Source organism: Pseudomonas koreensis (assembly GCF_012986595.1).
GTDB classification, from domain to species: Bacteria; Pseudomonadota; Gammaproteobacteria; order Pseudomonadales; family Pseudomonadaceae; genus Aquipseudomonas; species Aquipseudomonas koreensis.
In genome coordinates this window covers 447566-467137 of sequence record NZ_JAAQYM010000003.1, presented here as the reverse complement: position 1 = coordinate 467137, position 19572 = coordinate 447566, and the positions used below count along the sequence as shown (strand labels likewise).

The window sequence follows — 19572 nt, the reverse complement described above, 5'->3', positions numbered from 1 at the left end:
AAGGCCCATCTGCAGGTGCAGTCTGGAAAAGGGTTACCCTAGAGGGCTGGATTGCAAATGACTATCCCCTTTTTGCATTTTCGGGGCAGTGCACTGGCGATTTTCAGACCGTGGCGCGCGGAGAAAAGTCGGAAACCTCTGTAAGAGCGGTTTTCTGCGACGAGTGGTCAAAACTGGCGGCAGCCTTTATCCAAGGCGCCCGCAGCCGGAAAATTCGCCTTTTTACCGGTTGATTGCACATCCATTGTTGTTGCACCCCGGTCTTTCTGGTATAAAGCAGCGCTCTTTTCTAGGGGCCCGGTTCCTTCACTGTAGGTGTAGCCGGTAAGACCTCTAAAGAAACGCGGCGCCTGGCGCCAAATGACTGAGAGATTAAGCGGCCAACCCATGCCGGGTTGGGCATGTGGTTTTAGAGGGCTGAGGCATGTCGAGAGTATGTCAAGTTACCGGTAAGGGTCCGGTAACCGGGAATAACATTTCCCACGCAAACAACAAAACCCGTCGTCGTTTCCTGCCGAACCTGCAGCATCACCGCTTCTGGGTTGAAGAAGAGAAACGTTTTGTGCGTCTGCGCGTATCTGCCAAAGGCATGCGCATCATCGACAAGCGTGGCATCAGTGTCGTGCTCGCCGAACTTCGCCGCGATGGCAAGATTTAAGGGAGCTAATCATGCGTGAATTGATTCGTTTGATCTCGAGCGCCGGTACTGGTCACTTCTACACTACCGACAAGAACAAGCGTACTACCCCGGACAAAATCGAGATCAAGAAATATGATCCGGTTGTTCGCAAGCACGTGATCTACAAGGAAGGCAAAATCAAGTAATTGATTTTTCCCGACTTACAAAAAAGGCCCGTATCTCACGATACGGGCCTTTTTTGTTGCCTGGAATTTTGTGCTGACTGTTGCGACGCTTTCGCGAGCAGGCTCGCTCCCACAATGGAAAGCGTTCGAATGTGGGAGCGAGCCTGCTCGCGAAGGGGCCGGTAATATCAGCGAAAGACTCAGGCCTTCTGTTCGAAAATCACATAGATCTTGCGGCACGCTTCCAGCACTTCCCAAGTGCCACGGAAACCCGCCGGAATCACGAAACGGTCGCCCACGCGCAAGGTCTTGGCATTGCCATCGCTATCACGCAGCACCGAAACCCCCTGCAGGATTTCGCAGTATTCATGCTCGGTGTAATTCACCGTCCACTGCCCGACCGCACCTTCCCACACGCCGACGCCCATCTGTCCACAGGGGCTTTCGTATTGATGAAACACCGCTTGCTCGGGATCGCCCTTGAGCACTTTGGCCGGGTCCGGACGATAGCGCTCGGCTTCGCTGCTGGTCAGGCTGATGTCGACGACGTTCTGGATGTTCATTGTTGTTTTCTCCCGTGATGACGGCGCGGTGGCTTGAAAAGGCCAAAGTCTATGTTTATTAAATTGAACACCGCAAGGCCGTATGGCGCGCTTATGTCAAATATATTGAAACAACCCCGGCCGCTGGTTTAGGGTGGCGGGTGCCTTGGGCCGAAAAGCAGGCTGGCCGGGCAGCATTCCTGAAGACGACCGCGAAGACCGCGGCGCTCTATTCAACAAGAGGAGGACACTCGAATGACCACCCTGACTCGTGCCGATTGGGAACAACGCGCCCGCGACCTGAAGATCGAAGGCCGCGCCTACCTCAATGGCGAATACACCGACGCCGTTTCCGGCGAGACGTTCGAGTGCATCAGCCCGGTCGATGGCCGTCTGCTGGGCAAAATCGCCAGCTGTGATGCCGCCGACGCTCAGCGTGCTGTGGAAAACGCCCGCGCCACCTTCAATTCCGGCGTCTGGTCGCGCCTGGCGCCGTCCAAACGCAAAGCCACCATGATCCGTTTCGCTGGCCTGCTCAAGCAGCACGCCGAAGAGCTGGCGCTGCTCGAAACCCTCGACATGGGCAAGCCGATCAGCGATTCGCTGTACATCGACGTGCCGGGCGCGGCGCAGGCGCTGAGCTGGAGCGGCGAGGCGATCGACAAGATCTACGACGAAGTGGCGGCTACCCCGCACGATCAACTGGGTCTGGTGACCCGCGAGCCGGTCGGTGTTGTCGGCGCGATCGTGCCGTGGAACTTCCCGCTGATGATGGCCTGCTGGAAACTCGGCCCGGCGCTGTCCACCGGTAATTCGGTGATCCTCAAGCCATCGGAAAAATCCCCGCTGACCGCCATCCGTATCGCTGCGCTGGCCGTCGAGGCCGGTATTCCTAAAGGCGTACTCAACGTGCTGCCGGGTTACGGTCATACCGTTGGCAAGGCGCTGGCCCTGCATAACGACGTCGACACTCTGGTATTCACCGGTTCGACCAAGATCGCCAAGCAACTGATGATCTATTCCGGCGAATCGAACATGAAGCGCGTCTGGCTGGAAGCCGGTGGCAAGAGCCCGAACATCGTGTTTGCCGATGCGCCGGACCTGCAAGCCGCTGCCGAATCCGCTGCCAGCGCCATCGCCTTCAACCAGGGCGAAGTCTGCACCGCCGGTTCGCGTCTGCTGGTCGAGCGTTCGATCAAGGACAAATTTTTGCCGATGGTGATCGAGGCGCTGAAAACCTGGAAACCGGGCAATCCGCTGGATCCGGCCACCAATGTCGGCGCGCTGGTCGATACCCAGCAGATGAACACTGTGCTGTCGTACATCGAGTCCGGTCACACCGACGGCGCCAAACTGGTGGCCGGCGGTAAGCGCATCCTTCAGGAAACCGGTGGCACATATGTTGAGCCAACGATTTTCGATGGCGTGAGCAACGCCATGAAGATCGCTCAGGAAGAAATCTTCGGGCCGGTGCTGTCGGTCATCGCGTTCGACACTGCTGAAGAAGCGATCCAGATCGCCAACGACACGCCGTATGGCCTGGCCGCTGCGGTGTGGACTCAGGACATCTCCAAGGCCCACCTGACCGCCAAGGCACTGCGCGCCGGCAGTGTGTGGGTCAACCAGTACGACGGTGGCGACATGACCGCGCCGTTCGGCGGCTTCAAGCAGTCGGGCAACGGTCGCGACAAATCGCTGCACGCGTTCGACAAGTACACCGAGCTGAAAGCGACGTGGATCAAGCTGTAAGTCGTTAACGAAGGGCCTGTCACGAGCAGGCCTTCCAGACGTGATCCCCTGTGGGAGCGAACCTGCTCGCGATAGCGGTGCATCAGTCAGCCGTTGTGCTGAATGTGAAACCGTATTCGCGAGCAGGCTCGCTCCCACAGTGTTTTGTGTGAATACAAAAAGAATATCCACAGGAGCGTGGACCATGCGTTGGGCGACGTATTTCGCCGTGTTGGCGTCTGTCTTGAGTGTCGGTCTGGCCCTGGGGGTCAGCATGCCGCTGGTGTCGTTGCGTCTGGAGAGCTGGGGTTACGGCTCTTTCGCCATCGGTGTGATGGCAGCGATGCCGGCGATTGGCGTGTTGCTGGGGGCGAAGATTTCCAGTCATCTGGCAGCGCGTTTCGGCACGGCGAACCTGATGCGCCTGTGCTTGTGGGCCGGCGCGTTGTCGATCGGCTTGCTGGCGCTGTTGCCGAGTTATCCGATCTGGCTGGTGCTGCGCCTGATGATCGGGGTGATCCTGACCATCGTGTTCATCCTTGGCGAAAGCTGGATCAACCAACTGGTGGTGGAGCATTGGCGCGGCCGCCTCGTGGCGCTGTATGGCAGCAGTTACGCATTGAGCCAACTGTCTGGTCCGCTGCTGCTGGGCGCACTGGGCACTGAACACGATTATGGGTTCTGGGTCGGCGTCGGGCTGCTGACAGTCTCGCCATTGCTGTTGATGGGCCGCAGCGGTGCGCCGAGCAGTGAAGCCAGCAGCGTGACCTTCAGCGACCTGTGGGGGTTTGCCCGCGAGTTGCCGGCAATTGCCTGGGCGGTGTCGTTGTTCGCCGCGTTCGAGGCGATGATCCTGACGCTGCTGCCGGTGTATTGCCTGCAACAGGGCTTCACCGCCGAGATCGCGTTGGCGATGGTCAGCACGGTGGTGGTGGGCGATGCGCTGCTGCAACTGCCGATCGGTGCGCTGGCGGATTACCTGTCGCGGCGCACGTTGTTCACCGGCTGCGCAGTGGTCCTGATGCTGTCGAGCCTGGCGATCCCGATGCTGATCGATACGCTGTTGATCTGGCCGTTGTGGGTGTTGTTCGGAGCCAGTGCTGGCGGGCTGTTCACCTTGTCACTGATCCTGATCGGCGAGCGCTATCGCGACGACGCGCTGGTGCGGGCCAATGCGCACATTGCGCAGCTGTGGGGTGTTGGCTGTCTGATCGGGCCTTTGATGGCGGGGGCGGGTAGTCAGTGGATCAGCGGGCATGCGTTGCCATTGTTGATGGCGGCCGGGGCGTTTGGACTGGTGATTCTGCTGATGCGCCAAGGTGCGTTCGGGGCGGTGCAAACGGCTTAAGGTCAAAAGATCGCAGCCTGCGGCAGCTCCTACAGGGATACCGCATTCCAGTGTAGGAGCTGCCGCAGGCTGCGATCTTTTGCTATTTAAAGCATCCGCTCCAGACCCACAGTGGTGCTGAACCACGCATTGAAGCGCCGCCACCAGCTCCCCGGCTCCTTGGTCAGTGTGTGCATCTGGCCGTTGTCTTCGGTCACCCAGACAATCTTGCCATCCTGCAGTTTTGCCTGATAACTCAGCGCTGGCGCCATACCCTGCAAAGCCAGTTCGCGCACGTGCTCGGCCAGTTCCGGGCTGTCCACCAGGACCCCGACTTCGGTGTTCCACAGCACCGAGCGCGGGTCGAAGTTGAATGAGCCGATAAACGCTTTCTGCCGGTCGAAAATCATCGCCTTGCTGTGCAGGCTGGAATCCGAGCCGCGAAACGACTTGCTGTAAAACAGGTGCGGTCCGCTGCCGTAGTTATCCCCAGGCTGACGGCGCAGCTCATACAGTTTCACCCCGTGCTCCAGCAGCGCCTTGCGGTACGGCGCGTAACCGCCGTGCACCGCCGGCACGTCGGTGGCTTCCAGGGCGTTGGTCAGCAGGCTCACCGACACCCCGGCGTCGGCGCGGCCGGTCAGGTACACCAGCCCCGGCTGGCCGGGCACGAAATACGCCGAGATCATGATCAGCTCTTTGCTGACACCCCGCAGCTCCGGCGCCAGTTGGGTGGTCAGCAGCAATTGCGGGTCCGGCTCGTCCTTGGCCAGCACCTTGCTTGGGGCATCCCACAGCGCCTGGTTCCAGGCCCAGATCAGTTCCTTGCGCCAGATGTCCATGCGCGGTGCGGTCTTGAACGTCATCAACTGTTGATACAGCGCGTGATTCTGTTTGCGGGTTTCGTCCAGCGATTCTTCCAGGCGCGTGCGGGTGTTCTGCAGGTCTTTGGCGGTCGGTTTGCTGGAGAGGAATTCGTCGATCGGCTTGCTCAGCGCGCTGTTCCAGTACTGATCGAAACTGTGCCCGAGCTGCTCGGCCACCGGGCCGACGCTGAGCATGTCGATGTCGGTGAAATTCAGGTTCGGCTCGGCATCGAAATACTCATCGCCCAGATTGCGTCCGCCGACGATGGCCACGCTGTTGTCCGCCAGGAACAGTTTGTTGTGCATGCGCCGGTGTTGCAGCGACAGGTTGAACAGACGTCCGGCGGCGCGGGTCACGCCCGTGCTGCGACCCAGGTGCAGCGGGTTGAACAGGCGGATCTGGATCTGGGGATGCGCGGCCAGTGTGGCGATGATCGTGTCGAGGCCGTCGCTGGTGGTGTCGTCGAGCAGGATGCGCACGCGCACGCCACGGTCGGCGGCCTTGAGCAGTTCTTCCACGAGCATCCGCGTGCTGACGCCGTCATGGACGATGTAGTACTGCAAGTCGAGGCTGGTTTGCGCGTTGCGGATCAGTTCAGCACGGGCGGTGAAGGCTTCGCTGCTGTTGGACAGCAGGCGAAAGCCGGAACGGCCCTGCCAGGGCGCGGCCTGGGCCTGGATCGAGCGGCCGAAACTGGAGTCCGACGCCGGCAGCGCCTGGCTCGGCTCACGTGGCACATCGAGGCTGGCGCAGCCGCTCAGGAGCGAGGCGAACATCAGCAAAGCGAGTAGGGGCTGTCTGAAGCTCACGTAGGATCATTCCGGTCGGCGGCAAAGGTCGGCATATGGACGCTGATCACTCGAAAAAAGTCAGTCGGCTTCGGCCAGTAATTTGATTGCGGCTGCACCGACCTTGCGCACCGCTTCTTCGATCAGCGGTGTCGGTTTGGCAGCGTAGTTCATCCGCAGGCAATTGCGGTATTTGCCCGAGGCGGAAAAGATGCTGCCGACGGCAATCTGTACGCCCTGGTCATGCAGCGCCCGATTGAGTTTCAGCGTATCGAATCCTTCCGGCAGTTCGACCCACAGCATGAAGCTGCCCTGTGGACGGCTGGCGCGGGTGCCGGCCGGGAAATAACGGGTAACCCAGTCGATCATCGCGTCGCGATTGCGTTGGTATTGAGCGCGCATCCGTCGCAAATGCGGTTCGAAGTAACCACCTTTGAGGAATTCGGCGATGGCAATCTGCGGCTGCGGCGCGGTGGAGCCGGTGCTGATGTATTTCATGTGCAGCACCCGCTCCAGATAACGTCCCGGCGCGACCCAACCGATGCGCAGCCCTGGCGCCAGGGTCTTGGAAAACGAACTGCACAGCAGCACGCGGCCGTCCTCGTCGAAGGACTTGATCGTGCGTGGGCGCGGGTAGGTGTAGGACAGTTCGCCATACACATCGTCTTCGATGATCGCCACGTCGAAGCGCTGGGCGAGGTTGAGCAGCGCGCGTTTGCGCGACTCCGGCATGATGTAGCCCAGCGGGTTATTGCAGTTGGGCGTGATCTGGATGACCTTGATCGGCCATTGCTCCAGCGCCAGTTCCAGTGCTTCGAGGCTGATCCCGGTCAGCGGATCGGTGGGGATTTCCAGCGCTTTCATGCCCAGCCCTTTGAGCGTCTGCATGGCGCCGTGAAAGCTCGGCGAATCCACCGCGACGATGTCGCCCGGCTCGCAGATCGCGTGGATGCTGGTGGACAGCGCTTCGTGGCAACCGGTGGTGATGACCAGGTCACTGGCGCTCAACTGGCAGCCGGAATCGAGCATCAGCCGGGCGATCTGTTCGCGCAGTTCGAGGGTGCCGTGGATGTTGTCGTAATACAGGCCGGGCATGTCCTGGCGGCGGCTGATCCGCGCCAGTCCGCGCAGCAGCGGTTTCATGGTTGGCGTGGTCACATCGGGCATGCCGCGACCCAGTTGCACCACGTCCTTGCGCGGCACCGCGCGAATCAATTCCAGCACCTGATCCCACTGCGAAATCTCCACCGGCCGCTGCGCCGGACGTCCGACCGCAGGCAGCTCCGGCAGCTCGCGCCCGACTGGCACAAAGTAGCCGGACTTGGGTTTCGGCGTTGCCAGGCCGCTGTCTTCAAGCATGCGATAGGCCTGTTGCACCGTGCTCAGGCTGACCCCGTGTTCTACGCTCAAGGCGCGCACCGAAGGCAGGCGATCGCCAGGACGGTAGAAGCCTTGTTCGATGCGGGTGCCGAGCAGCTCGGCGAGGTTCACATACAGGGTCATGGCACTGCCTCGATGCAGGTGATTCGTTAAACCAGTACAGATGCGGCAAAAATCGGTGATTCAGACGCAAAAACGGCAAATCTGTATGGAGTTAATACAGAAGTGTTGAATCTGTAATGCTTTTGCCGACCCGCGCATCATGGAATCTCTGGCTACCCAAGTAAACAGGAGCGACAAAAATGAACGGCTTGAGCGATGTGCGGCTGACGTTACACAGTCAGGAACTGGAGGCAGGGCAGAGGGACAGTGCGCGCAACGAGATGTTGCGCAACGCACCGTCCGGCCTGAGTCGCTGGGGCCTGTTCTGGCATCGTCTGCACACGCGCAAGGCGTTGCTGGAACTGACGCCGGAGCAGCTGAAGGATGTCGGGCTGACCCGCGAGCAGGCGCTGGAGGAGGGGTTGAAGCCGTTCTGGCGGATCTGACTCATTGAAATGTCCTCTGTAGGAGCTGCCGCAGGCTGCGATCTTTTGACTTTGTATTTAAAGATCAAAAGATCGCAGCCTGCGGCAGCTCCTACAGGGGATCAACTTCAGACCAACTCTTTAAGTCGATGCCACAACATCCCCAGCGCCAGCAGCGGCGAGCGCAAATGTTTGCCCCCCGGGAAGGTGATGTGCGGCACCTTGGCAAACAGGTCGAACCCGCCACTGTGCTGCCCACTGATCGCCTCGGCCAGCAGTTTGCCCGCCAGGTGCGTGGCATTCACCCCGTGCCCGGAATAGGCCTGGGCGTAATACACGTTCGGCTGATCATTGAGTCGGCCGATCTGCGGCAGACGGTTGGCACCGATGCCGATCATCCCACCCCACTGATAGTCGATCTTCACCCCGGCCAGCTGCGGAAAGACTTCGAGCATCTTCGGCTGCATGTACGCGCCGATGTCTTTCGGATCGCGTCCCGAATAATGGCAGGCACCGCCGAACAACAAGCGGCGGTCCGCCGAGAGGCGGTAGTAATCCAGCGCCACCCGCTGGTCGCAGACCGCCATGTTTTGCGGCAGCAGGGCGTGAGCCTGGGCTTCACTCAGCGGCTCGGTGGCGATGATGTAACTGCCGGCGGGCAGGACCTTGCCGCTCAGTTGCGGGTTGAGGTCATTGAGGTAGGCGTTGCAGCCCAGCACCAGGGTCTTGGCATGCACCGAACCTTGTGCGCTGTGCACGCGCACTTCCGGGCCGTAATCGATGCGGGTGACGGCCGACTGCTCAAACAGTTTGACCCCCAGTTGCTGCGCGGCAGCGGCCTCGCCGAGCGCCAGGTTCAGCGGGTGCAGATGCCCTGATCCCATGTCGATCAAGCCGCCGACATAACGCTTGGAGCCGACCACGGTGTGCATGTCGTTGGCTTGCAGCAAGCGGGTTTCGTAGCGATAGCCGAGGCCGCGCAGTTCTTCGGCGTCTTCGGCAAAGCCTTCGAGGTCGGCAGGCTTGTTGGCGAGGTCGCAGTAGCCCCAGGTCAAGTCGCACTGGATCTGGAACTGCTCAACCCGCTGGCGAACGATTTCCACCGCTTCCAGGCCCATGAGTTTCATCTGGCGTACGCCGTCGGCACCGATGACGTTGGCGAACTGATCGAGGCCGTGACCGACCCCGCGAATCAACTGCCCGCCGTTACGGCCACTGGCACCCCAGCCGATCCGGTGCGCTTCCAGCAACACCACGCTGAGGCCGCGTTCGGCCAGTTCCAGCGCGGTGTTCAGCCCGGAGAAGCCGCCGCCGACCACGCACACGTCGGCAATCACTTCACCTTGCAGTTGCGGATGATCAGGCTGCGGCAGGCTGCTGGCGGCGTAATAAGAGGCAACGTGGGGTTGGCTCGCGAAGGTTCGGGCGCGGGCATTCATGGGCGTCATCCAACGGCTGAGTGTCGAGAAAATTTGACGGAGCATAAGCCGCACGCCCGAACACGGGCAACACTGGTCGGCCGTTGCTGTCTGGATCGCGGCTTTTGCGGCACAATTGCCGCCTATTCATGTGGGTTACCGTTTCGATGAGCTGCAACCGCCAGACAATTCGCGACCTGCGTCAGCAGATCCCCACGTTCGCCTGCGTGCCGGGCTGCCATGACTGCTGCGGTCCGGTGACCACTTCGCCGGAAGAAATGTCACGCCTGCCGCGCAAGACCCGCGCCGAGCAGGATGCGGCGATGGAGGAGCTGAACTGCGTGCACCTGGGGCCCAATGGCTGCACGGTGTATGAAGAACGGCCGCTGATTTGCCGGTTGTTCGGCACGACGAAGACGTTGCCGTGCCCGAATGGACGGGGGCCGGTGGAGTTGATTCATCCGCGAGTGGAGAAGCAGATATTCGAGTACATGGCGGCGAATCGGCAGGTGTTGGTTTAGCGGGTTCACTCCCGACCGATTTGCGGCTTTCGCGAGCAGGCTCGCTCCCACATTTGGAATGCATTCCTCTGTGGGAGCGAGCCTGCTCGCGAATGGAGTGCCACCAATCTTCAGTCTGGAATCGGTAAGCTCAAGCTCTCCTTCACCTCTTCCATCACGATATAGCTCTTGGACTCGCGCACATGCGGCAGCTTCAACAGAATGTCGCCCAGCAGCTTGCGATACGAGGCCATCTCGGAAATCCGCGCTTTCACCAGATAGTCGAAATCCCCTGACACCAGGTGACACTCCAGCACGTGCGGCAATTTCAGCACCGCGCGTCGGAACTCTTCGAAAGTGTCGCCGGATTTGTAGTCGAGGCTGATCTCGACAAACACCAGCAGGCTACCCTTCAAATGCTGCGGATTGAGCCGGGCGTTGTAGCCCATGATGATCCCCTCGCGCTCCAGCCGCCGCACCCGCTCCGTACACGGCGTGGTGGACAGGCCCACCTTCTCGCCGAGTTCGGTAAACGATATCCGTCCGTCCGCCTGCAGGATCCGCAAGATGTTGCGGTCGATCTTGTCCAGCTCACGTTTGGTCTGAGTGTTGGTACGCATAGGGGATGCGCCTCCGTGAAAAGGGTTTTTGCCGAGAATTGTCGCCAAATATAGGCGCTTATATAGTGAAATGCACTGGCCATTCTTTTTTACACTGCGCGCATCATTGCTCTAACAACAGACGTACGCGGCCCTGCCGCGATGAGGGATACAAAAATGCGCGTAATGGTCTTGGGTAGCGGCGTCATCGGTACCGCCAGTGCTTACTATCTGGCCCGTGCCGGGTTTGAAGTGGTGGTGGTCGACCGGCAGCCAGCCGTGGCCATGGAGACCAGTTTCGCCAACGCCGGCCAGGTGTCGCCAGGCTATGCCTCGCCGTGGGCTGCCCCGGGCGTGCCGCTCAAGGCCATCAAGTGGTTGCTGCAGCGGCACGCGCCGCTGGCGATCAAGGCCACCGCCGACATCGACCAGTACCTGTGGATGGCGCAGATGCTGCGCAACTGCACCGCCAACCGTTACGCGGTGAACAAGGAGCGCATGGTGCGTCTGTCCGAGTACAGCCGCGACTGCCTCGACGAACTGCGCGCAGAAACCGACATCGCCTACGAAGGCCGGAGCCTCGGCACTACTCAGCTGTTTCGCACTCAGGCGCAACTCGATGGCGCCGCCAAAGACATCGCCGTGCTGAAAGAGTCCGGCGTACCGTTTGAAGTCCTCGACCGCGCCGGCATTGCCCGCGTCGAGCCGGCTCTGGCCAATGTTACCGACATCCTCGCCGGCGCCCTGCGTCTGCCAAACGACCAGACCGGTGACTGCCAGATGTTCACCACACGCCTGGCTGAAATGGCCGTGAAACTCGGTGTGGAATTCCGCTTCGGCCAGGACATCCAGCGCCTCGATTACGCCGGTGACCGCATCAACGGTGTATGGATCGACGGAAAACTGGAAACCGCCGACCGCTACGTGCTGGCGCTCGGCAGCTACTCGCCGCAACTGCTCAAGCCGCTGGGCATCAAGGCCCCGGTGTATCCGCTCAAGGGCTACTCGCTGACCGTGCCGATCACCAACCCGGACATGGCCCCGACCTCGACCATTCTCGACGAGACCTACAAGGTCGCGATCACCCGTTTCGACAACCGCATCCGCGTCGGCGGCATGGCGGAGATCGCCGGTTTTGACCTGTCGCTGAACCCGCGTCGGCGCGAAACCCTGGAGATGATCGTCAACGACCTTTATCCTCAGGGCGGCAATCTGGCCGAAGCGAGCTTCTGGACCGGCCTGCGTCCGACTACCCCGGATGGCACGCCGATCGTGGGCGCCACGCCGTTCAAGAATCTGTTCCTCAACACCGGTCACGGCACCCTGGGTTGGACCATGGCGTGCGGTTCCGGTCGTTTGCTGGCCGATCTGATGGCGAAGAAAAAGCCGCAGATCAGCGCCGAAGGCCTCGATATTTCCCGTTACGGCAACAAGCCTCAGGAGTCCGCAAAACATGGCAATCCAGCGCCAGCTCACCAATGAGCGCATGAGTCAGATCGTCAGCCACAACGGCACCGTGTATTTGGCCGGGCAGGTCGGCGACGACTTCAACGCCGGGGTTGAGCAACAGACCCGCGAGGTGCTCGCCAATATCGAGCGCTTGCTCGATCTGGCCGGGACTGACAAGCAGCATCTGCTGTCGGCAACGATCTACCTGAACGACATCGAGGCGCACTTTGCCGGGATGAACTCGGTGTGGGACCAATGGCTGCCCAAAGGCGCTGCCCCGGCCCGTGCCACCGTCGAAGCGAAGATGGCCAAGCCGAGCATCCTGGTCGAGATCTCCATCGTCGCCGCGTTGCCATAACTCGTTGTAAAGATCCCTCTCCCGGCGCTGTTGGCGGTTCACGTCGTCAGTCGGCGCCGGTTTTTCTTCCCATGACCGCCTAGAAGTCTGCCGCCATGCGTCCTGCCCGTGCCCTGATCGACCTAGAAGCCCTGCGCCACAACTACCGAATTGCCCGCGAAGTCACCGGCGCCAAGGCGCTGGCAGTGATCAAGGCTGATGCCTACGGTCACGGCGCAGTGCGTTGCGCCCAGGCGCTGGAAGCCGAGGCCGACGGGTTTGCCGTCGCCTGCATCGAAGAGGCGCTGGAGCTGCGCGCGGCCGGTATCAAGGGCCCGGTATTGTTGCTCGAAGGGATCTTCGAGGCCGATGAACTGGCGCTCATCGTCGAGCATGATTTCTGGACCGTGGTGCATTCGCTATGGCAGCTCGAAGCCATCGAGCAGGCGGCATTGAGCAAACCGATCACCGTGTGGCTGAAGCTCGATTCGGGCATGCACCGTGTGGGTCTGCATCCGAAGGATTACGCGGCGGCCTATCAACGCCTGCTGGCCAGCGGCAAAGTGGCGAAGATCGTGCTGATGAGCCACTTCGCCCGCGCCGATGAGCTGCACGAGCAGAGCAGCGCCGATCAGGTCGCGGTGTTCGAGGCTGCCCGTCAGGGCCTGACCGCCGAAGTCAGCCTGCGCAACTCGCCGGCCGTGCTCGGTTGGCCGCAGATCCACAGCGACTGGGTGCGCCCGGGCATCATGCTGTACGGCGCGACCCCGTTCGAAGAAGCCAACGCCGTGGCCGAGCGCCTGCAACCGGTGATGACCCTCGAATCGAAAGTCATCTGTGTGCGCGAACTGCCCGCCGGCGAGCCGATCGGCTACGGTGCCAGATTCATCACCGACAAACCGATGCGCATCGGCGTGGTTGCGATGGGGTACGCCGATGGCTACCCGCGTCACGCGCCAACCGGCACACCGGTGCTGGTCGCCGGCAAACGCAGCCGCATACTTGGCCGCGTGTCGATGGACATGCTCTGTATCGACCTGACCGATGTGCCGGAAGCCGGCCTTGGTTCGACCGTCGAGCTGTGGGGCAAAACCATCCTCGCCAGCGAAGTGGCAAAGTGGGCGGACACCATTCCGTACCAGATCTTCTGCAACCTGCGTCGCGTGCCAAGGCTCTATTCCGAGGGTTGACGCCGCTGCGGGGGCCAAGTGTTGTAAATACTGAACGCTGTCGCCATGATAACGCTCAATATTCTTACAACATCAGGAGGCTCCCGCCTTGGACGTCGGTGAACGACTGCAATCGATCCGCAAGCTCAAAGGGCTTTCCCAGCGTGAACTCGCCAAACGCGCGGGCGTCACCAACAGCACCATTTCGATGATCGAAAAGAACAGCGTCAGCCCTTCGATCAGTTCGCTGAGGAAGGTTCTGGGCGGGATTCCCATGTCCATGGTCGAGTTCTTTTCCGAAGAAATCCTGCAGGAAGTCCCGACCCAGATCGTCTACAAGGCCAACGAGCTGATCGACATTTCCGACGGCGCCGTGACCATGAAACTGGTCGGCCGCGCGCACCCGAGCCGGGCCATCGCGTTTCTCAACGAAATCTACCCACCGGGCGCCGATACCGGCGAAGAAATGCTCACCCATGAAGGCGAAGAAACCGGGATTCTGGTGGAAGGTCGTCTGGAATTGGTGGTGGGGCTGGAAACTTTTATTCTCGAAGCCGGCGACAGCTACTATTTTGAAAGTACCAAGCCGCATCGTTTCCGTAATCCGTTCGACGCGCCTGCGCGACTAATCAGCGCAGCCACGCCGGCGAATTTTTAAAGATAGAGGCGCCAAGCCATGACGGCGAAGGCATCCGGAGAGTTTTTCCACAGCGCGGTATAACCCCTCCGACTATGGGGTTGTTTCAGTGTGGCGGGCTACCCGCTATACTTGCGCCCGCCTGCGAACCGTGGCCGCAGGCGTGAATAGCCACCATTGAGGGTGAACGCGTGAACCTAATTATGAAAATGCTGGCCGCACCAGCAACCGTACTGGCCCTCTGGGCTGTCAGCGCTCAAGCTGCGACGAATGACGACATTGCCAAGCGCCTCGAGCCGGTCGGCCAGGTGTGCGTTCAGGGGCAGGAATGCAAAGGAATGGAAGTTGCGGCTTCCGCTGGCGGCGGCGGTGGTGCGAAGACGCCAGATGAAGTGATTGCAAAACATTGCAACGCTTGCCACGGTACCGGCCTGTTGGGCGCACCGAAAATCGGTGACACCGCCGCCTGGAAAGAACGCGCCGATCACCAGGGCGGCCTCGACGGCATCCTCGCCAAAGCCATCACCGGCATCAACTCCATGCCGCCAAAAGGCACCTGCGCCGATTGCTCGGATGACGAGTTGAAAGGTGCGATCCAGAAGATGTCCGGCCTGAAATAAGCCGCGCTTCTGACGAAAAAAACCGTCTTCGGACGGTTTTTTTGTGCCTGCGATTCGCGGCTTGGGCTGTCCTTTGCAGCAAAGTCGAGGCAAGCTCGGTCTACCTCTATTCACGGAACGGGCAGGAGGCTTCAGATGGTGCAGTTGTGTTCGATCGAACAGGCAGTGGACGAGGTGCTTGCACGCTTGCCGGCGCATATCCACATGGGCTTGCCGCTGGGGCTGGGCAAGCCCAATCACTTCGTCAACGCGCTGTACCGGCGCATCAAAGGGCTGCCCGAGCGACAACTGACGATCTACACCGCGCTGTGCCTGGGGCGGCCGAACGTGGGCGATGGCTTGCAAAAGCGCTTCATCGAGCCCTTCGTCGAGCGCGTCTTTGGTGACTACCCGGAATTCGATTTCCTCGCCGACCTGCAGCGTGACAGCCTGCCCGCCAACATCCGGATCGAACAGTTTTTCATGCAGCCCGGCAGCCTGCTCAACAGCGCGCCGGCCCAGCAGGATTACGTCAGCAGCAACTACAGCCACGCCGCCCGCGACATCAACGCCGCCGGTCTGAACCTGGTGGCGCAGTTGCTCGCCAGCAGCAGCGACCACCCCGATCGCCTGAGCCTGAGCTGCAACCCGGACATCACCCTCGACCTGTTGCCGATGATCGCCAAGCGCCGCGCAGCAGGGGAGACCATTCTGCTGGTCGGCCAGGTGCACACCGAGCTGCCGTACATGCCCGGCGATGCCGAAGTCGATATCGACACCTTTGACCTGCTGATCGACGCCAAGGACAGCAGCACGCTGTTCTCCACGCCGAACATGCCGGTGGGCTTTCAGGACCATTTCATCGGCCTGCACGCCAGCACGTTGGTACGCGATGGCGGCACCCTGCAGATCGGCATTGGCTCAATGGGCGATGCCCTGACCGCCGCACTGCTGGCGCGGCAAGCGGATAACGCCGGTTATCAGGCCTTGCTCAATGACATAAACCTCAGCCAGTGGGCGCAGTTGATCGAACGCGAGGGCGGCACCGCGCCGTTCGCCAAAGGCCTGTACGGTTGCAGCGAAATGTTCGTCAACGGCCTGCTGGTGCTGGCGGACGCCGGGATCATCCGGCGCAAGGTCTACCCCGACGTGCAGACGCAGGAACAGGCCAATGCCGGCACGCTGGACGAAGCGGCGCAAACCGATGGCATCTCGGTGCACGGCGGTTTCTTCCTCGGCCCGCGCAGTTTCTACGAGCGCCTGCGCGAGCTGCCGCAGAGCAAGCGCCTCGAATTCAACATGACCCGCATCAGCTACATCAACGAGCTGTACGGGCAGGAAGAGTTGAAGCGCTTGCAGCGTCTCGATGCGCGGTTCATCAACACCGTGTTCACCATGACGCTGATGGGCGCAGGCGTGGCCGATCAACTGGAAGACGGGCGGGTGCTCAGCGGCGTTGGCGGGCAGTACAACTTCGTCGCCCAGGGCCACGCGCTGCATGATGCGCGCTCGATTCTGATCCTGCGCAGCTGGCGTGAGTCCGGTGGTGAGATCAGTTCGAACATCGTCTGGGAATACGGCCACTGCACGATTCCACGGCACCTGCGCGACATCGTGGTCACCGAGTACGGCATCGCCGATCTGCGCGGCAAGACCGATGCGGTGGTAATCGAGGCGTTGCTGAACATCAGCGATTCACGCTTCCAGCCGGAGCTGATCGAGCAGGCGCAGAAAGTCGGCAAGCTGCCGAAGGATTTCCGTCTCGATCCGCGTTTCGCCGAGAACACGCCGCAACGACTGCAGGCGATTGCCGCGAAGCATCCAAACCTGTTTCCGGAGTATCCGCTGGGTTGTGATTTCACCGCGGTCGAGCGGGATCTGTTGCGGGCGCTGAATTGGCTGAAGAGCAAGTTCAAGCTGACCGAGATTCTGGAACTGGGCAAGGCCGCGCTGGATGCGCCGGATGCTTCGTTGTATCCCGAGCATCTGCAGCGGATGCAGCTCACGAACTCGGAAGGCCTGAGAGAAGACCTCTTCCAGCGTTTATTGCTCACTGGTCTCAAGGCCACCACTCAATAACTACACATCGCAAAACCCACTGTGGGAGCGAGCCTGCTCGCGAAAGCGGTGTATCAGTCAACCAAAATGTCGACTGACCCTAAGCATTCGCGAGCAGGCTCGCTCCCACAGGGGTAATGCGGTGTTGCTGGATTACTCGATGAAGGTAACGACGCCATCCTTCAGCGATTTCACGCGAGCCAGCGATTCAACGCGATAGCCCTGCGAATCCAGCTCGGCGCGGCCGCCCTGGAACGACTTCTCGATCACGATGCCCAGACCGGCGACGGTGGCGCCGGCCTGCTTGATGATCGAGATCAGCGCCTGGGATGCCTTACCGTTGGCCAGGAAGTCGTCGATGATCAGCACGCGGTCGCTGCTGGTCAGGTGACGCGGGGAGATGGCCACGGTGCTTTCGGTCTGCTTGGTGAACGAGTAAACGGTCGCCGACAGCAGGTTTTCCGTCAGGGTCAGGGACTGGTGCTTGCGGGCGAAGATCACCGGCACGCCAAGGTTCAGACCGGTCATGATCGCCGGGGCGATGCCCGAGGCTTCGATGGTGACGATCTTGGTGATGCCCGAATCCTTGAACAGCGTGGCGAATTCGTCACCGATCAGCTTCATCAGGGCCGGGTCGATCTGGTGGTTCAGAAAGGCGTCGACTTTCAGGACTTGATCGGAAAGCACGATGCCTTGTTCGCGGATTTTCTGGTGCAATGCTTCCATGAAGCTGTCCTCGTTCAGCGCTTGTGCGCCCTAAGCTTTAAAAAAGTGGTCAATTCTAGCGCTTTAACATCGCGCGTATATCAGCCAATGCGCTATTGCCGCGCACGGCTTTGACTTCGGTCGGTGTGTCGTCGTTGCCTTCCCACGCCAGATCGTCCGGCGGCAGCTCATCGAGGAAGCGGCTTGGCGCGCAGTCGATGATCTCGCCGTACTGCTTGCGCTTGGCGGCAAAGGTGAAGGCCAGGGTCTGACGGGCGCGGGTGATGCCCACGTAGGCCAGGCGGCGTTCTTCTTCGATGGTGTCGGCTTCGATGCTGGAGCGGTGCGGGAGGATTTCCTCTTCCATGCCCATGATGAACACGTAAGGGAACTCCAGTCCCTTGGACGCATGCAGGGTCATCATCTGCACGCCTTCGGCGCCGTCCTCTTCTTCCTGCTGACGCTCGAGCATGTCGCGCAAGACCAGTTTGCCGATGGCGTCCTCGACGGTCATCTCGCCGTCTTCGTCTTTTTCCAGGGTGTTCTTCAAGGCTTCGATCAGGAACCAGACGTTGCTCATCCGGTAGTCCGCTGCCTTGTCGCTGGAACTGTTGGTGCGTAGCCAGTTCTCGTAGTCGATGTCCATGACCATGCTGCGCAGCGCCGAGATCGGGTCTTCGCCGGCGCACTGCTCACGGACCTTGTCCATGAAACGCTTGAAGCGCGCCAGGCGATCGGTGAAGCGGCTGTCGAGGTGTTCGCCCAAACCGATTTCGTCGGTGGCGGCGTACATCGAGATCTTGCGTTCGGTGGCGTAGTTGCCGAGTTTTTCCAGAGTCGTGGAGCCGATTTCCCGGCGCGGCACGTTGATCACCCGCAGGAAGGCGTTGTCGTCATCCGGGTTCACGATCAGGCGGAAATAGGCCATCAGGTCTTTCACTTCCTGACGGCCGAAGAAGCTGTTGCCGCCGCTCAGGCGGTACGGCACCTGGTGGTGCTGCAACTTCAGTTCGATCAGTTTGGCCTGATAGTTCCCGCGATAGAGAATCGCGAAATCGCTATACGGGCGGTCGGTGCGCAAGTGCAGGCTGAGGATTTCCATGGCCACGCGTTCGGCTTCGGCGTCCTCGTTGCGGCAGCGGATCACGCGGATCTCGTCACCGTGGCCCATCTCGCTCCACAGCTGCTTTTCGAATTCGTGCGGGTTGTTCGAGATCAGCACGTTGGCGCAGCGCAGGATGCGGCTGGTGGAGCGGTAGTTCTGCTCCAGCATCACCACTTTCAGGGACGGATAGTCGTCCTTGAGCAACATCAGGTTTTCCGGCCGCGCACCGCGCCAGGCGTAGATCGACTGGTCGTCGTCGCCCACCACGGTGAACTGGTTGCGCTTGCCGATCAGCATTTTCACCAGCAGATACTGGCTGGCGTTGGTGTCCTGGTATTCGTCGACCAGCAGGTAGCGCACCTTGTTCTGCCACTTTTCGAGGATGTCGGCGTGCTCTTCGAAGAGCTTTACCGGCAGCAGGATCAGGTCGTCGAAGTCCACCGCGTTGAACGCCTTGAGCGTGCGCTGATAGTGGGTGTAGACGATCGCGGCAGTCTGTTCTTTCGGATTGCGCGCGTTTTCCAGCGCTTGCGGCGGCAGAATCAGGTCGTTTTTCCAGGCGCCGATCATGTTCTTGATCTCGTCGACGCCGTCGTCGCCTGCGTACTCCTTCTGCATGATGTCAGTCATCAGGGCTTTGACGTCGGTCTCGTCGAAGATCGAGAAACCGGGTTTGTAGCCCAGCCGCGCGTGTTCCTTGCGGATGATGTTCAGGCCCAGGTTGTGGAAAGTGCAGACCGTCAGGCCGCGACCTTCGCCGGCACGCAGCAGGGTGCCGACCCGCTCCTTCATCTCGCGCGCGGCCTTGTTGGTAAAGGTCATGGCGACGATGTACTGGGCGCGGATGCCACAGTTCTGGATCAGGTGCGCGATCTTGCGGGTGATCACGCTGGTCTTGCCGGAGCCAGCGCCGGCGAGCACCAATAGAGGGCCGCCGACGTAGTTCACGGCTTCTTGCTGCCGGGGATTGAGTCGGGACATACGAAAATTCGGGAGTCGTTGACGAAATGGGCCGGCATTTTAACAGGCTCAG

General features: G+C 60.7%; 19 protein-coding genes. 12 read left to right on the top strand and 7 right to left on the bottom strand.

From position 1 onward, the window contains the following. The first annotated feature begins 424 nt into the window (after window positions 1-424). Both rpmB and rpmG read left to right on the top strand, forming a co-directional pair. Window positions 425-658, top strand: coding sequence for a 50S ribosomal protein L28 (gene rpmB / locus HBN98_RS11685; protein ID WP_003229474.1), 234 nt, complete (start codon window positions 425-427; stop codon window positions 656-658). An 11-nt stretch (window positions 659-669) separates the two neighbouring features. After that, the gene (rpmG, locus tag HBN98_RS11680; RefSeq protein ID WP_003177274.1) at window positions 670-825 is read left to right on the top strand and encodes a 50S ribosomal protein L33; all 156 of its coding nucleotides are present in this window, start codon (window positions 670-672) and stop codon (window positions 823-825) included. A gap of 179 nt (window positions 826-1004) precedes the next feature. On the opposite strand, the gene HBN98_RS11675 is transcribed toward rpmG, so the two are convergent. Beyond that, complete coding sequence (locus tag HBN98_RS11675) at window positions 1005-1367, bottom strand: cupin domain-containing protein (protein ID WP_064589815.1); 363 nt, start codon at window positions 1365-1367, stop codon at window positions 1005-1007. Window positions 1368-1601: 234 nt separating this feature from the next. Here HBN98_RS11675 and HBN98_RS11670 point away from each other — a divergent pair, with 234 nt between their 5' ends. Continuing rightward, window positions 1602-3095 carry an aldehyde dehydrogenase gene (locus HBN98_RS11670; protein WP_064589814.1) on the top strand — a complete coding sequence of 498 codons (1494 nt, stop codon included), beginning with the start codon at window positions 1602-1604 and terminating at the stop codon, window positions 3093-3095. 184 nt (window positions 3096-3279) lie between these two features. After that, window positions 3280-4422 (top strand): MFS transporter, encoded by a 1143-nt coding sequence (locus tag HBN98_RS11665; protein WP_064589813.1) that lies wholly within the window; start codon window positions 3280-3282, stop codon window positions 4420-4422. Window positions 4423-4508: 86 nt separating this feature from the next. Here the strand turns inward: HBN98_RS11665 and HBN98_RS11660 are convergent, their stop codons facing one another. Beyond that, window positions 4509-6077: a phospholipase D family protein gene (locus HBN98_RS11660; protein WP_083367551.1), complete on the bottom strand. Its 1569-nt coding sequence runs from the start codon at window positions 6075-6077 to the stop codon at window positions 4509-4511. Window positions 6078-6137: 60 nt separating this feature from the next. After that, entirely contained in the window at window positions 6138-7559 is a 1422-nt protein-coding gene (locus HBN98_RS11655; protein WP_083367552.1) for an aminotransferase-like domain-containing protein, read from the bottom strand. Between the two features lie 179 nt (window positions 7560-7738). Here HBN98_RS11655 and HBN98_RS11650 point away from each other — a divergent pair, with 179 nt between their 5' ends. After that, window positions 7739-7984, top strand: a complete 246-nt coding sequence (locus HBN98_RS11650; protein ID WP_083367553.1) for a DUF1127 domain-containing protein — start codon at window positions 7739-7741, stop codon at window positions 7982-7984. 107 nt (window positions 7985-8091) lie between these two features. Here HBN98_RS11650 and HBN98_RS11645 read toward each other — a convergent pair whose 3' ends face one another. Next, window positions 8092-9402, bottom strand: a complete 1311-nt coding sequence (locus HBN98_RS11645) for an NAD(P)/FAD-dependent oxidoreductase (RefSeq protein WP_083367554.1) — start codon at window positions 9400-9402, stop codon at window positions 8092-8094. Between the two features lie 146 nt (window positions 9403-9548). On the opposite strand from HBN98_RS11645, the gene HBN98_RS11640 reads away from it, so the two are divergent. After that, entirely contained in the window at window positions 9549-9902 is a 354-nt protein-coding gene (locus HBN98_RS11640; RefSeq protein WP_064589808.1) for a YkgJ family cysteine cluster protein, read from the top strand. A 110-nt stretch (window positions 9903-10012) separates the two neighbouring features. On the opposite strand, the gene HBN98_RS11635 is transcribed toward HBN98_RS11640, so the two are convergent. Continuing rightward, window positions 10013-10501, bottom strand: coding sequence for an Lrp/AsnC ligand binding domain-containing protein (locus tag HBN98_RS11635; RefSeq protein WP_003177284.1), 489 nt, complete (start codon window positions 10499-10501; stop codon window positions 10013-10015). A gap of 156 nt (window positions 10502-10657) precedes the next feature. On the opposite strand from HBN98_RS11635, the gene dadA reads away from it, so the two are divergent. The 6 genes from dadA to HBN98_RS11605 all read left to right on the top strand — a co-directional run bounded on the left by dadA (window position 10658) and on the right by HBN98_RS11605 (window position 16750). After that, the gene (gene dadA, locus HBN98_RS11630; protein ID WP_083367555.1) at window positions 10658-11962 is read left to right on the top strand and encodes a D-amino acid dehydrogenase; all 1305 of its coding nucleotides are present in this window, start codon (window positions 10658-10660) and stop codon (window positions 11960-11962) included. Further along, entirely contained in the window at window positions 11934-12287 is a 354-nt protein-coding gene (locus HBN98_RS11625) for a RidA family protein (RefSeq protein ID WP_064589806.1), read from the top strand. Before dadA ends, HBN98_RS11625 begins: the two co-directional genes overlap by 29 nt. A 95-nt stretch (window positions 12288-12382) precedes the next feature. Next, a complete protein-coding gene (alr, locus tag HBN98_RS11620; RefSeq protein WP_083367556.1) occupies window positions 12383-13456 on the top strand; it encodes an alanine racemase in 1074 nt (357 codons plus the stop codon). Between the two features lie 88 nt (window positions 13457-13544). Further along, the gene (locus tag HBN98_RS11615) at window positions 13545-14093 is read left to right on the top strand and encodes a cupin domain-containing protein (protein ID WP_007920393.1); all 549 of its coding nucleotides are present in this window, start codon (window positions 13545-13547) and stop codon (window positions 14091-14093) included. Window positions 14094-14275: 182 nt separating this feature from the next. Further along, on the top strand, window positions 14276-14692 hold the full coding sequence (locus HBN98_RS11610; protein ID WP_016985831.1) for a c-type cytochrome: 417 nt from the start codon (window positions 14276-14278) through the stop codon (window positions 14690-14692). Window positions 14693-14827: 135 nt separating this feature from the next. Next, window positions 14828-16750, top strand: coding sequence for an acetyl-CoA hydrolase/transferase C-terminal domain-containing protein (locus HBN98_RS11605; protein ID WP_083367557.1), 1923 nt, complete (start codon window positions 14828-14830; stop codon window positions 16748-16750). A gap of 132 nt (window positions 16751-16882) precedes the next feature. Here HBN98_RS11605 and HBN98_RS11600 read toward each other — a convergent pair whose 3' ends face one another. Then, window positions 16883-17455, bottom strand: coding sequence for a xanthine phosphoribosyltransferase (locus HBN98_RS11600; protein ID WP_025113230.1), 573 nt, complete (start codon window positions 17453-17455; stop codon window positions 16883-16885). A 55-nt stretch (window positions 17456-17510) separates the two neighbouring features. Then, window positions 17511-19520 carry a DNA helicase Rep gene (gene rep, locus HBN98_RS11595; RefSeq protein WP_064589803.1) on the bottom strand — a complete coding sequence of 670 codons (2010 nt, stop codon included), beginning with the start codon at window positions 19518-19520 and terminating at the stop codon, window positions 17511-17513. Between the last annotated feature and the right edge of the window lie 52 nt (window positions 19521-19572).